We start from the raw sequence: 14,647 nt of genomic DNA, 5'->3' as shown, positions 1-14,647 counted from the left end.
TTATTTATAATATGTTTTTAGTTCGTTAATGGAAATAACTTTCGCATTATAGTTTGCGTGCATGTAATCAAGACTTGAATAGCAAAGCGCATCTTCTGTTGCTGCAGTTGTTTCTTTAGGGATAATTATATTATAACCATTAAAGAAAGCAGCTGCTGCACTATTAATAATGCAAATATTAGTAACTACGCCGGTTAAAATGATATTGTTAACATTTAATTCGCGTAGTAAACTATCTAGTCCTGTTTCAAAAAAAGCACAGTATGTTCTTTTTTGAAGTGAGTAGTCTTGTTTTTGTGGAGTTAACTCTGGAATAATTTCAGCACCCCAAGTTCCTTGCATGCAATGTTCACCCCAAATTTTAAGTTCCGGATCTTGTGGTAAATGTGCATCTGAAACATAAATTACTGGAATATTATGTAAATGAGCCAGCTTAAGTAAATCTTTAAAGTGTGGAATCGTTTTTTGTGCATTGGGATTCTTAAATTTTCCAGTCACAAAATCATTGACCATATCAATTACGACGATAGCATCCTTCATAATGATAAACTCCTTAAACTTTATAAGTGTGATAATCAGCAAAATAAATCCACCGAACTTTAAATTAAAAAATTAGTTCGATGGGTTTTAGTTTTTATTACACTTTTTATAAACTATCTTTACGGTTTGCTTTAATTAAATCTCTTGTAAGAGCTGGTTTATTTTCTAAGTCTGTGCGAACAACTAAAACATCGCATTGAGCAGTCCGAGTAACATATTCAGTAACAGAACCAATTAAGATTCTTTCAACTGCATTTAAACCAGTAGCACCAATCATAATTAAATCAATTTTCTTTTCATCTGGGATATCTTTAGCGATGATTACTTTAGGGGCTCCATACTCAACAGAAAAATCAACGTTGTTAACGCCAGCTTTTTTAGCTTCATCTACATATCCTTCAAGTGTCTTTTTAGCGGTTTCAGTAACTTGTTCAACCATTGTAGTATCAAAGCTTGAAATATTTTGAAATGCCCGCGTATCAACAACATGAACTAAATGAAGGGCAGTTTCTTCACCATTTCTTTTAGCAACATTGATTGCTTTTTTAAATGCTAATTCTGATTCATATGAGCCATCAATTGGAACTAAAATACTTTTATAACTTTGTAACATGACAATCACCTTCCTATCCTCATCTTTATTCTACAAAATTTATATAAAAAAAGAAAGCGAAATCATTTTATGATTATTGAACAAAGACATAAAGCATCAAGATAAAAGACAAAATTGATACTAGAAAGACATCAATTAACATCATTGTAATGAAAAAAATTGTATTGGATTGAAAACTAGCAATTAATGTAAGACTTCCACTTAATAATAATAATAAACTAATAATTTTAAGAATAATTGACAGTGAAAGATGTTTTTCAGGATGAAATACTAAAAATGATTTATTACGATGATTCCAAAGATAAAATCCCATAAAAATAACAATTGAACTTAGTAACCAAATTAAAATGCGAACAGTAATTGACATATTAACCTCCCAAAAATATATTGATTTAATTATAACAAAAAAGAGACCGGATATTCCGATCTCTTTTACTCCATTGGTGCCGTTAATCGTCTTTTGTAGTTGAACCCGCAGGATCAACAAAATTGCGTCCTTAAGATGGCTTTTGGTTCCCAAGTGAAATGGCCTGCCAGCCACCAAATATCGCGACGCGCATGTTTAAAAGTGTTCGGTCAACCATACATTGATAAGACAACGCGTACACCATAGAAATTCTTGTATCATTATCATAAACCCTCACAGTGTTTTTTTCAAATAAAAATTATTGATCAAACTTAAAATGATGTTTTTTAGCTTGTTCAATTCGCTCATATTGTTCTGCTAATGCCCGTTCATATTTACCATTTTTCTTTGGTTCGTAATAATGATGGTTTTTAATTTTAGTAGGTAAATATTGTTGTGCAACCCAATCATGGGGATAATCATGTGGATATTTATATCCAATTCCATGTTCAAGTTTTTCTGCACCTTTATAGTGTGAATCTTTTAGCCAATTTGGAATTTCACCATAATTTCCATGATGAATTTCAGTTAGAGCATTATCAACAGCAGAAATCGCAGAATTTGATTTTGGAGATAAGCAAAGATCAATTACGGCAACTGATAAAGGAATTCGGGCCTCAGGAAGGCCAACTTTTTCGGCAGCATTAACTGCAGCCACAGTACGAGCAGCAGCTTGAGGATTACCTAAACCAATATCTTCATATGCAATTACTAATAAACGGCGAGTAATGCTTTGCAAATCACCAACATCAACAAGTCGACTTAAATAGTGCAAGGCGGCATCTACATCAGATCCACGGATTGATTTTTGAAATGCTGAAATGACATCATAATGAGCATCGCCATTTTTATCATGAATAAGGGCTTTGCGTTGCACACATTCCTCAGCGATTTTTAAAGTAACATGAATTTGATCATCCTTACTTTGAGGTGTAGATTTTACTGCTAATTCTAATGCATTTAAAGCACTTCTTAAATCGCCATGGGTTGCTCTTGATAAATGAAGTAATGCATCATCAGCGAGTTTTACATGATATTCACCTAAACCGCGTTTTTTGTCGTGCAAGGCACGCAAAAGAGCAGTTTTAATATCATCTTCTGATAAAGGTTTCACTTCAAAAATTTGAGTTCGACTGCGAATTGCAGGGTTAATCGAAATATATGGATTTTCAGTAGTAGCGGCAATTAATATAATTTGACCATTTTCCAAATGAGGAAGTAAATAGTCTTGCTTAGGTTTAGTTAAACGATGAATTTCATCTAACATTAAAATCACAGTGCCACTCATTTTTGCTTCTGCAACGATTTGTTCCAATGCTTTTTTTGAATCAGTCGCAGCGTTTAATTTACGAAAAGCGTATTTAGTAGAACCAGCAATTGCACTTGCAATACTGGTTTTGCCAGTGCCAGGAGGTCCATATAAAATCATTGATGAAAGTAATTTAGCATCAACCATTCTCCGAATAATTTTTCCAGGGCCAACTAGATTTTGTTGCCCAACAATTTCATCTAAATTTTGTGGACGCATCCGATATGCTAGTGGTTGCATACTTTAACTCCTTTCAATTAATTTTCTAGTATTATAGCACGTTTGAAAGCTACAAGTTAATGCAAAGATTAGGTATAATAAAAGTAAATCGTTTAATTATAGGATGATAGATATGAAATTAGATGAAATTGGACAAACAATTGAAAAAGAAGAACTTGTTGGTGTTTTGGATAATTTAAAGTGGAAAGCAGTTCAAACATTTTTATTAGTTGATCAAAATGGAATGCCAATCGAAATTCCGCTAACAAATCAAGATAATCAATATGTAAAAACTAGTGAAAAGTATGTTACTTTAACGAATTCACATGAACAAAACTTGAAGGAATTAAAGACGGATTTGAAAATGCGAAACTTCTTTTTAAAGAAGCATTTAAAAGATAATCAATACTTATGGCCATTATCAAGTGATTTAAAAACGAATACAAGTTTGTCAGTGCGTATTCCAGAAGAACTATTTACTGAATTATATAATCGTAAATTTAAGCAGTATAAACTAGATTATTACGATTTTAGAAATCAAATTTATTTAAAGATTGCTCAGGGGTTTGAACGCATTGAATATTTATTAACTTACTTAACAGCTGCCTCTCCATATAAATGGGATTCAGACGGAAATGAAAGAATGAGACCAAGACGCTCATATGAAACGCGCACTTTGTTGACAGAAAAAGATTATAAATTTGATTTAACAACATTAAAAAAGACTTTACGAAGTAAGGATGCAGCCGCTAAAGTGTGGATTGAGGGGCAATTTGATAAAAATCAAGGAATTACTGCACTAACTTTAAAAAATATTGACTTAAATCCAGGTACTTTAGGGATGATTGAACCAAGTATTTTAGAGTTAGTTAATGTATTAGTTGGTTATTTCTTAATGGGGACAGGAATAAAAAATGAAGATTTAATTTCAACAATGCAAAAAGCACGTCAAATGGATCTAGTTACGGCAGGTGAAAATCCATTTAAGCGACCACAATATAGACAAGAAATGCGTAATTTATTGGAGGATATTAATCAATTTGCATGTAAGTATAGTTATGATCAGCATTGGAAGAGTGCATACTTACAATTGAAGGATAAGTTAGATGATGTAATGCAAACTGCAGCTGCTTTGTTTTTACGACAACAAGGTGGGCAAACAGCATTTGAGTATATTAAGCAGCACTTTACGAACAATTCAAACAATGAATATGAAAGTTCTCTTTCTGAAAATACTCTATGTCTTTTACAAGCAGCATTTGATCAAGGAATTGACTATCAAGTCATTTCTCCAGAACAAGATATCGTGAAAATTAATGGTAAATATATGAAAGATGGTTTTCAAGGTGAAAAAAGTGCTCAAGTGTTGAGTGATTTATGGAATGAAAAACAAGTTGCAAAACAACTAATTGGTGATTTAGCCGTCCAAGTGCCTACATCTTGGGAAATTAAAAATATTGATCAAGCAACGCGCATCTTCACTTTAATTAAAGGAAAAGCTATTGTAATTAAAAACGCATTGAACCATACTAATGTTCAAGGAACATTATATCGGATGGCTCCTACTAAGCGTGAATTTTTAGAAAGCGTTAATTTAATGCTTAAAGAAACACCGAAGGTTTTAGTTGAACAAGTAGTGTCAGGTTCAACTTACCAAGCAATGCTTTTAAATGGTAAAGTAGTCAGTTTAATTGAGCGGATTCCAGAAAATGTAGTTGGGAATGGGCGTGATTCATTAGGAAAATTAATTGAACAAAAGCAAATTACAATTGGACGAAATGAACATCAAGTAATTGTGGGACAAGGATTAAAATTAGATCAGGTGGTCCCTCGAGGAGTACAGTATTTATTGCGATACGATTCATTTACCGGAACTCGCTTCGAAAGTTTAGATGCCCTTGGTGATGTTGATGCTTCTTATATTGAAATGATTGAAAAAATTGCTAAAAAGTTGAAATTAGCGGATGGATTTATTGATATTATTATTGATAATTTATATCAAAAATTGATTCCAAGTCATCCGGAATTAATGACATTTTTAAGTGCACATGCGATAGCCAATATAAAAAAGCATACTGATATGTTGCTAAATCAGCATCGGGATGTTGCTACAAAAATTATTAATAACTTAAAATAAAAAATTAAAAAGCAATTGTGAATTCAATTTCGCAATTGCTTTTTTTTAATATTTTAGATAGTGGAGGTTATTGATTATTAATTTTCATTTTTTTCAATATTAACACATTAAAACAACATGTAACTTACGCTACATCTTTATTAAAACATAGTAGGTTTCAAAGTCTTTAAATTAATGTTAAAGAAAAACTGCGGTAATTTAATCAGTAAAATCAGCTAATAAAAAAACAAACATGGCATAATAAAGATAGATCTTTTAGAAAAGAAGGATAATATGGAAGAAAAAATTGATGAATTTCATGATTTGTTTCCAGAAAGATTAATGAAAAGATATACTAATTTTAAAAGTATTGATGAACTACTTGAAGTTTTAGGTATTAATAATCAAGATGATTTAGATAAATTAAGTAAACATAAAATGGATAAATTCATTAGCGCCAATACATTATTTGATGATTGGGATTCAATGTATAAATATGTACAACGTGCTCAAATTGACTTTGGATTGTAAGAATTAAATATTAATTAATGCAAAAAAACTGTGGCTTTGCTAGCCACAGTTTTTTTATAAATGAAATAGATTTTTTAGTGAAAAATGTTTTTTGTTTTTAGGAGCAGTTGCTTTTTCAACTTGGTGAGTTGCATTAGGATATAACTGAGCAATATCAATCACGTCGTGATTGATTGCTTGAGTTTTATCGGCAAAAACAATTGCAAAATCATCAGCTCCATGTGCAAGTGACATATCAGTATTGCAAGTAAATGCAACTTTAGTTTTATTAGCAAGTTGAAGAAGTTTACTTAATTGAGATTCATTAACATGACCATTAATAGTCATGCGGTAATCTGGATGTTTAGTTAATTCTTCTTCTAAAGCATCATAGTAATTATTAGAATTTAACTGAGCAAATGTAACCGTTAAGTCGACTCTTTCTCTAAAAGTTCCTAAGTATTTGCGTTGTTCATCAGGTTTAACTTTAGGGGCACCATACATTGCCTTATTCATATGATCTTGCATTTCGTCAGCCATAATAATGTCTCCTTTGAAATCCTTTAGTAAGCATATTTTATCAAATTTGAAAAGACAAAAAAAGAGATTGCATGCGCAATCTCTTTGATGCCAACAAAAATTAAAGTTTGTTGTAGTATTCAACGATAAGTGATTCGTCGATGTTTGCATCTAATTCGTCACGTTCAGGTAAACGAACTAATGAGCCTTCCATTTTATCATCATCAAATGTAACAAATGGAGCACGACCAACAACTGCTTCTAAAGCATCCTTAACAATTTGTAAGTTCTTTGAACGTTCGCGTAATGAAATTACTTGACCTGGTTTAACTTCATATGATGGAATGTCAACACGATGACCATCAACAGTGATGTGACCATGGTTAACTAATTGACGAGCTTGACGACGAGTTGTTGCTAAACCTAAACGGTAAACAACATTGTCTAAACGTTGTTCCAAAAGAATCATGAAGTTAACACCGTGTTTTCCTTCACGGATCTTACCAGCACGTTTAAATGTGTTAGCAAATTGCCGTTCTGTTAAACCATACATCATACGTAATTTTTGCTTTTCACGTAATTGTAAACCGTATTCTGATAATTTATGACGGTTTTGGCCATGTTGACCTGGTGCGTATGGACGACGTGATAATTCTTTACCTGTTCCTGTAAGAGAGATTCCCAAACGACGAGAAACTTTCCATGATGGACCTGTATAACGAGACATAAATAAATTCCTCCAAAAAAATATAATATTATGGAGTAAAATAACGATGTAGATTTAGTATTCGTGCAGTTGATTTTAGACGTTCGCTTTTGCAGCCGAAAAGTTACTTGCAGAACCATTAAGGCAATCAACTGTTGACGTGCTTACCATCTACTGCTGCATTATTTTACACGCATGAAATTTTAACAATTTTAAAAAAAAAAGTCAATAAAAAGATAATAGTAAATTTGTTAATGAAATAGTAAAAAAAAGCGAATTAGAAATATGTTTTATATGTTATAATTGAATCTGTGTATTATTAATGAGAAAAAACATTGTATTGCAATGTGAAATAAAATAACTGCCACGTGGCAAAGGATGGGATTTTATGGTTATCTTTTTGGTTTCATTGGTAATTGCTGCGCTTGTGATTTACTTAGCTGTATATTTGTACAAGCAACGCAACGCTAAAAAAATTGAAAATTACCAAGAAGAAGTAAGAGAAATTACTGACAAAACATTAGAAAAAGAATTAGCAAAAATTAGTCATTTAAATTTATCAGGAGATAGTTTAACTGAGTTTGAGCAACTTGATAAAGATTATCGCGAAATTATCAATCGTAAACTTCCAGAAGTTTCAGAAATTTTAAATGACCTAACAGAATTAAATACGCATTATCAATTTGGACGAGTAAATCATGAGTTAGCAGAAGTAGATGAAAAATTATCTGCAAGCACTGCTCAGTTTAAGGAAATTAAAGATAAACTTGATAACATTAGAAAAGTTACAGAAGAACATCAACAAGCGGTTGAAAAGTTAAGTGAAAAGTATAAAGAATTACGCAAGACATTACTTGCTAAAAGTTTTTCATTTGGTCCAAGTAGTGATAAATTAGAAGAACAACTTGGAAGTTTAGAACAACAATTTAATGATTATACTAAGTTAATGGAAAGTGGCGATTATGTAAAATCAGCTAAACCACTTGCTAAATTACAAAAAGCTACTGATGAAATGGAAGCAAAAGTGGAAAAAATTCCACCTTTATATAAGAATTTAAAAAATGTCTTTCCTGAACAAATTCAAGAGCTTAATCAAGCAGTTGATCAGTTATTGAAGGAAAAATATGTTTTCCATGAAAACTTGAAGAAAAAATTAACTGAAATCCAAAAACTTGTAGATAAAAACCTAGTTAATTTACAAAAAATTAATGTTAAAAGTGCAGAACAAATTAATGATCAACTAACTGAGTCAATTGATGAGATTTATGAAACTGTTGATACTGAATACCGTGCACGTAAAGTCGTCGAAAAAAACTATCGTTACTATCAAGAGTTTATCGAACATGCTGAAAGTCAAGAACATGAGTTATTAATTAATTTAGATCGATTGGCTCAAAATTATGAATTGACTCATAATGAGCTTGAAGATGCACATGATCTTCAAGTTCAAATTCAATCAATTCGGAAAGATTTTGATGCTTTTACCAAACAACGCTCAGAAGGTGTAATTTATTCTGATGAACTGAAGAAACAAAAAGATAATATTGAAAAATTGACTCGCATTGAAAAACATCAAAAAGAAATTAATGATGGTGTTGCTAACTTATGGAAAGAAGAAAAAGAAGCGCAACGTGCAGTTCAAGGTTTTGATTTGGAAATACATCGGATGAGACGCGATATTGAGAAGTTAAATCTTCCGGGGCTTTCATCTGAATACACTGATTATTTCTTTAAAGTCAGTGATGAAATTGAAGCAATGGATAATCAATTAAACCAAATTCAAATTAATATGGATGAAATTACTAAAGGATTAATTACGCTTCAATCAGATTTAGATGTTTTAGGTGATAAAACAAAAGAGATTATTGATTGTGCAACATTAACAGAAGAATTCTTGCAATATGCTAACCGTTATCGCACACGTTATCCAGAAGTGGCTGAAGCATATAAAAAAGCCAATCACTTATTTAATCGCGAATATAATTATGTTGAAGCATTGGATGTAATTTCAAATGCGGTTGAAGAAGTTGAACCAGGTGCATATAAACGAATCACAGATGATTATGAAACAAAGGAACAGGCTCAACGACAATATCCAATGAATTAAAAAAACTGGACAATTTGTCCAGTTTTTTATTGCAGTAAACTTTACAAAATGTAAGTAAGATGATTAAATTAACAATGAGTCGTACCAGAATAATAGTAGTAGATAAATATTGATAGAAAGGAAGAATTAAATAAATGATTTACTTTGATAATAGTGCAACTACGCAAGTAGATGATCAAGTATTGGCAACGTATAACAAAGTGAGTCAAGACATTTGGGGAAATCCTTCTTCATTACATGCATGGGGAGAACAGGCATTTAATTTACTTGAACAATCCCGCAAGCAAATTGCCACTTTAATGCAAGTTTTTCCAGATGAAATTTATTTTACAAGTGGTGGTAGTGAAGGTGATAACTGGGCAATTAAAGGAACCGCAATGGAAAAAAGACCATATGGGAAGCACTTAATTACTTCAAGTGTAGAACATCCTGCGGTTTTAAATACAATGGCACATTTAGAACGTTTAGGTTTTGAAGTCACTTATTTGCCGGTAGATAAAAATGGAAGAGTTTCAGCAACTGACTTAGAAAAAGCGATTCGTAAAGATACTATTTTAGTTTCAATTATGGCAATTAATAATGAAATTGGAACGATTGAACCAATTGATCAAATTGCTCAAGTATTAGAAAAATACCCTAAAATTCATTTTCATGTTGATGCAGTTCAGGCGATTGGAAAAGGTGTTGCTCAATTTCTGAACAATTCACGAATTGATTTAATGACTTTTTCTGGGCATAAATTTCATGCTCCACGGGGCGTTGGCTTTATGTATAAAAAGCGGGGACGAATGATTCAGCCATTAATTGATGGCGGAGGACAAGAAAAAGGGTTACGTGGTGGAACCGAAAATTTGCCCGCAATTGTTGGAATGGCCAAAGCACTTCGCTTATTACTTGATAATGAAGATCAAAAAGTGAAAAAACAACGTCAAATTAAGGATAAAATTTATAATCATATTAAGCAATTTGATAAAGTGCATCTTTTTTCAAAAGATGATAACAGTTTTGCACCCCATATTTTATGTTTCACGATTGATGGTGTTCGGGGCGAAACAATTGTACATGCATTTGAAAATTATGGTATTTATATCTCAACTACAAGTGCATGTTCTTCAAAAAAAGGTACGATTGCAGGTACATTAGATGCAATGAAAGTTCCTGAAAAAATAGCAACATCAGCTGTCCGAATTAGTTTAGATGAACATAATACAATGGCACAAGCAGATGAATTTATTCAAGTATTTGATCAATTATATGAGAAGTTTAAGATGATTAATTCATAATAGAGGAGGCTAAAAATGCAATACTCAGAAATTATGGTTCGTTATGGTGAATTATCAACTAAAGGAAAGAATCGTAAAAATTTTATTGATCGTTTAGGTTATAACGTACGCCAAGCACTTCATGAATTTCCTAATTTAAAAATAACTGCGCGACGTGACCGTATGCACATTCAACTTAACGGTGAAGATTCAAAGGCAGTTATGCAACGATTAGGTCAAGTGTTTGGCATTCAAAATTATTCTCCATCAGTTAAAGTTGAACGCAATGTTAATAAAGTAAAAGAAGTCGCAGTTGAAATGATGAAAGAAAAGTATCATTCTGGATTAACTTTTAAAATTAATACTCGGCGTTCAGATCATCACTTTGAGTACGATACTAATGACATGAATGATCTTCTTGGTGGAGCAATTTTACAGGCTTTTGATGATATTCATGTTAAAATGAAAAATCCAGAAGTAACTCTTCGATGTGAAGTCAGACCTGATGGGATTTATCTTTCATATGATAAGATTCAAGGCGCTGGTGGCTTGCCAGTAGGAACTGCTGGTAAAGCAATGTTGATGCTTTCTGGGGGAATTGATTCTCCAGTTGCCGGATATTTGGCAATGAAACGTGGCGTTGCAATTGAAATGGTGCATTTCTTTAGTCCACCATACACAAGTGAACAAGCATTAAATAAAGCCAAACAATTAACAGCTAAATTAACTCCATATGTAGGAACAATTAAATTTATTCAAGTTCCATTTACAGAAATTCAAGAAACAATCAAACATTCTGTTCCAGAAGGTTATTTAATGACACTTCAACGCAGATTTATGTTGCGTTTATCCGAAGCAATTGCTCATAAACGCAAAGGACTTGCGATTTTTAATGGAGAAGCTTTAGGACAAGTAGCCTCACAAACACTTGAAAGTATGGCAGCAATCAATGACGTAACTACTATGCCAGTATTACGTCCAGTACTTTCAATGGATAAAAATGAAATCATTGAAATTGCTCAAAAAATTGATACATTTGATTTATCAATTCAACCATTTGAAGATTGTTGTACTATTTTTGCACCTCCAGCTCCTAAAACTAAGCCAAGAATTGACAAGGCAAGAATGTATGAAGAACGTTTAGATGTTGAAGGATTAATGCAACGAGCATTGGAAGGAATTCAAATTACAGAAATTAAATCATCTGATGAATTTATGAATTCTAATCAAGCTGATTTTGCTGAGCTTCTTTAATCTCAATCTTGACGAAAATATTTCTTCAAGCTAGAATAAACAATATAGGTGATGAACAAGAGTGGATTAAAATTTATTTTTTACAGGAAAGATCGGTAACTGAGAAGATTTAAAAAATATTTTAATCTAGTAGCTTGGGAGCTGTTATTCTGAACGGATTAGGAATAACCGGACTACTGTAAGTTCGTTATTGTAAGCAGCTAAGCGGGAAATAAATGAGTTTATTTTCAATTTAGGTGGTACCACGGCACTGTCGTCCTAATTTGGATGACGGTGCTTTTTTTATTCTCACCGAGTCTCTTGTAAACGAAAGAAAGGATGTTTTTAATGCGAGAAGTTGATATGTCAACAAAGTATGATCCCAAACAAGTTGAACCTGGTCGGTATCAACAATGGGTTGAAGAAGGTTTGTTTAAGCCAAATGGTGATAAAAAAGCTAAACCATATTCAATTGTAATTCCACCACCAAATGTTACGGGAAAATTACACTTAGGGCATGCTTGGGACAATACCTTACAAGATATGTTAATTCGACAAAAGCGAATGCAAGGATATGATACATTATGGATTCCAGGAACTGACCATGCTGGAATTGCTACTCAAGCTAAAGTTGAAGCTCAATTACGTGAAGAAGGTGTGAGTCGTTATGACTTAGGCCGAGAAAAATTTATTGAAAAAGTATGGGATTGGGTTCATGAATATAGTGATATTATTCATCAACAATGGGAAAAGTTAGGTATTTCAGTTGATTACGATCGGGAACGCTTTACTTTGGATGAAGGTTTGTCTAAAGCTGTACGGAAAGTTTTTGTTGATTTATACAATAAAGGCTTAATTTATCGTGGAGAATACATCATTAATTGGGATCCACAGGCACGAACAGCTTTATCAGATATTGAAGTTATTCATCAAGATGATGAAGGAGCATTTTACCATGTAAAATACCCATTTGTTGATCCAGAATTCACTTTTAATGGTAAAAATTATATTGAAATTGCAACTACTCGTCCAGAAACAATGTTTGGCGATGTTGCCGTTGCGGTTAATCCAAGTGACGAACGCTATAAAGAATTGGTAGGAAAAGAAGTGATCCTTCCACTTCAAGGACGCCACATCCCAATTATTGCTGATCAATATGTTGATCCAGAATTTGGTACGGGAATGGTAAAAATTACCCCAGCACATGACCCTAATGACTTTAAAGTTGGTAATCGCCATGACTTAAAGAGAATCAATACAATGAATGAAGATGCTACGATGAATGCTAATGCTGGTAAGTATGAAGGTATGGATCGTTTTGAAGCACGCAAAGCAATTGTGAGTGATTTAGAAGAAGAAGGCTATATGTTAAGAATTGAACCAATTGTTCATAGTGTTGGCCATTCTGAAAGAACAGGCGTACAAGTAGAATCACGTTTATCAACTCAATGGTTTGTTAAAATGCAGCCATTAGCTGAATTAGCTTTGAAGAACCAAAAAGATGGAGATGCTGTTAACTTTGTGCCAAAACGTTTTGAACATACTTGGAATCAATGGATGGAAAATGTTCATGATTGGGTAATTTCACGGCAACTTTGGTGGGGACATCGTATTCCGGCATGGTACAACAAAAAAACTGGTGAAACTTATGTTGGAATGGAAGCACCTCAAGATGAAGAAAACTGGGAACAAGATCCAGATGTATTGGATACATGGTTTAGTAGTGCTTTATGGCCGTTTTCAACAATGGGTTGGCCAGATACTGAAGCACCAGATTTTAAGCGTTACTTCCCAACAAGCACATTAGTAACGGGATATGACATTATTTTCTTCTGGGTGTCACGAATGATCTTCCAAAGTTTAGAATTTACTGGTGAAGCTCCATTTAAAAATGTTGTATTACACGGATTAATTCGTGATGAACAAGGCAGAAAAATGAGCAAATCACTTGGAAATGGAATCGATCCAATGGATGTGATTGATAAATACGGAACGGATGCATTACGTTGGTTCTTAACAACTGGTTCGACTCCTGGTCAAGATATTCGTTTTTCATATCAGAAAATGGATGGTGCTTGGAACTTCATTAATAAGATCTGGAACGCAAGTCGTTTTGTGATCATGAATTTAGATGAAGATACTAAAGCTCAATTGCCTGCAAAAGAAGAATGGCAATTAGCTGATAAATGGATTATTAGCCGTTTAAATGACACTGTTAAAGATGTAACCCACTTCTTTGATACATTTGAATTTGGTGAAGCTGGACGAGCACTATATAACTTTATTTGGAATGATTTTTGTGATTGGTATATTGAAATGGCCAAAGAAAATCTTGCTGGTTCAAATCAAAAACTTAAAAAGAATACGCAAGCAATTTTATGCTATGTATTAGATCAAACATTGCGCTTATTACACCCAGTAATTCCATTTGTAACTGAAAAAATTTGGTTATCAATGCCACATGAAGGTAAATCATTGGTAGTAGCTAAATATCCAGAAGAACATGTTGAATTTGAAGATGATAATGCTAAACGACAAATGGAAAATTTAATCGAATTGATTAAATCCGTACGAAATAGTCGTTCAGAAGTAAATGCACCAATGTCATCGGCAATTGACATTTTAATTAAGACAAAAGATGATGAAACTAGACAAATCTTTGAGGATAACAAGGATTACATTGAACGTTTCTGTCATCCCAAACATCTTGAAATCAGTGCAGATGTAGAAACACCCAAATTAGCAATGACATCAGTTATTACCGGAGCAGAAGTATACTTACCACTTGCTGATTTGATTGATTTGAATGAAGAAATCAAGCGTCTTCAACTTGAAGCTGAAAAACTTGAACAAGAAGTTATTCGGAGCGAAAAGAAACTTGGCAATGAAAAATTTGTACAAAATGCTCCTGAAGCTGTTGTTAATAAAGAACGCGAAAAATTAGTAGGATATAAAGAAAAACTTGCAGCTACAAATAATCGAATTAATGAACTGCAAGAAGAATTAGACGCACTAGATGATTAGTTAAATTGAATTTAAGAAGATTGCAAATGCAATCTTCTTTTTTTAAAATAAAGGAGAATTATCAACTTGACTTAAAGAAGGAA

At 32.8% G+C, this 14,647-nt stretch carries 12 protein-coding genes and 1 other annotated feature; of the genes, 6 read left to right on the top strand and 6 right to left on the bottom strand.

Annotation, left to right across the window (positions count from 1 at the left end):
• The 4 genes from ACWCL1_RS02925 to ACWCL1_RS02910 form a co-directional block, all read right to left on the bottom strand.
• A complete protein-coding gene (locus tag ACWCL1_RS02925) occupies positions 1–540 on the bottom strand; it encodes a cysteine hydrolase family protein (RefSeq protein ID WP_454545441.1) in 540 nt (179 codons plus the stop codon).
• Positions 541–646: 106 nt separating this feature from the next.
• Positions 647–1,153 carry a universal stress protein gene (locus ACWCL1_RS02920; protein ID WP_454545440.1) on the bottom strand — a complete coding sequence of 169 codons (507 nt, stop codon included), beginning with the start codon at positions 1,151–1,153 and terminating at the stop codon, positions 647–649.
• A 73-nt stretch (positions 1,154–1,226) separates the two neighbouring features.
• Positions 1,227–1,520: a hypothetical protein gene (locus ACWCL1_RS02915; protein WP_454545439.1), complete on the bottom strand. Its 294-nt coding sequence runs from the start codon at positions 1,518–1,520 to the stop codon at positions 1,227–1,229.
• A 298-nt stretch (positions 1,521–1,818) separates the two neighbouring features.
• Positions 1,819–3,108 (bottom strand): replication-associated recombination protein A, encoded by a 1,290-nt coding sequence (locus ACWCL1_RS02910; protein ID WP_454545438.1) that lies wholly within the window; start codon positions 3,106–3,108, stop codon positions 1,819–1,821.
• Positions 3,109–3,220: 112 nt separating this feature from the next.
• On the opposite strand from ACWCL1_RS02910, the gene ACWCL1_RS02905 reads away from it, so the two are divergent.
• Positions 3,221–5,224 (top strand): hypothetical protein, encoded by a 2,004-nt coding sequence (locus ACWCL1_RS02905; RefSeq protein ID WP_454545437.1) that lies wholly within the window; start codon positions 3,221–3,223, stop codon positions 5,222–5,224.
• Positions 5,225–5,497: 273 nt separating this feature from the next.
• On the top strand, positions 5,498–5,734 hold the full coding sequence (locus ACWCL1_RS02900; RefSeq protein WP_454545436.1) for a hypothetical protein: 237 nt from the start codon (positions 5,498–5,500) through the stop codon (positions 5,732–5,734).
• A 54-nt stretch (positions 5,735–5,788) separates the two neighbouring features.
• On the opposite strand, the gene ACWCL1_RS02895 is transcribed toward ACWCL1_RS02900, so the two are convergent.
• Together ACWCL1_RS02895 and rpsD are read right to left on the bottom strand one after the other, a co-directional pair.
• Positions 5,789–6,253, bottom strand: a complete 465-nt coding sequence (locus tag ACWCL1_RS02895) for a YueI family protein (protein WP_454545435.1) — start codon at positions 6,251–6,253, stop codon at positions 5,789–5,791.
• 100 nt (positions 6,254–6,353) lie between these two features.
• Positions 6,354–6,959 carry a 30S ribosomal protein S4 gene (gene rpsD, locus ACWCL1_RS02890; RefSeq protein ID WP_454545434.1) on the bottom strand — a complete coding sequence of 202 codons (606 nt, stop codon included), beginning with the start codon at positions 6,957–6,959 and terminating at the stop codon, positions 6,354–6,356.
• A gap of 367 nt (positions 6,960–7,326) precedes the next feature.
• Here rpsD and ezrA point away from each other — a divergent pair, with 367 nt between their 5' ends.
• The 4 genes from ezrA to ACWCL1_RS02870 all read left to right on the top strand — a co-directional run bounded on the left by ezrA (position 7,327) and on the right by ACWCL1_RS02870 (position 14,564).
• Positions 7,327–9,045 carry a septation ring formation regulator EzrA gene (ezrA, locus tag ACWCL1_RS02885; protein ID WP_454545433.1) on the top strand — a complete coding sequence of 573 codons (1,719 nt, stop codon included), beginning with the start codon at positions 7,327–7,329 and terminating at the stop codon, positions 9,043–9,045.
• Between the two features lie 134 nt (positions 9,046–9,179).
• Positions 9,180–10,328 (top strand): cysteine desulfurase family protein, encoded by a 1,149-nt coding sequence (locus tag ACWCL1_RS02880; protein ID WP_454545432.1) that lies wholly within the window; start codon positions 9,180–9,182, stop codon positions 10,326–10,328.
• Positions 10,329–10,343: 15 nt separating this feature from the next.
• On the top strand, positions 10,344–11,561 hold the full coding sequence (gene thiI / locus ACWCL1_RS02875) for a tRNA uracil 4-sulfurtransferase ThiI (protein WP_454545431.1): 1,218 nt from the start codon (positions 10,344–10,346) through the stop codon (positions 11,559–11,561).
• A 42-nt stretch (positions 11,562–11,603) separates the two neighbouring features.
• Positions 11,604–11,825 (top strand) — a binding site (T-box leader).
• Positions 11,826–11,879: 54 nt separating this feature from the next.
• Positions 11,880–14,564 (top strand): valine--tRNA ligase, encoded by a 2,685-nt coding sequence (locus ACWCL1_RS02870; RefSeq protein ID WP_454545430.1) that lies wholly within the window; start codon positions 11,880–11,882, stop codon positions 14,562–14,564.
• The last annotated feature ends 83 nt before the right edge of the window (positions 14,565–14,647 follow it).

This window comes from Ligilactobacillus sp. LYQ135, from assembly GCF_053711055.1.
This window is presented reverse-complemented; position numbering and strand designations above follow the sequence as displayed.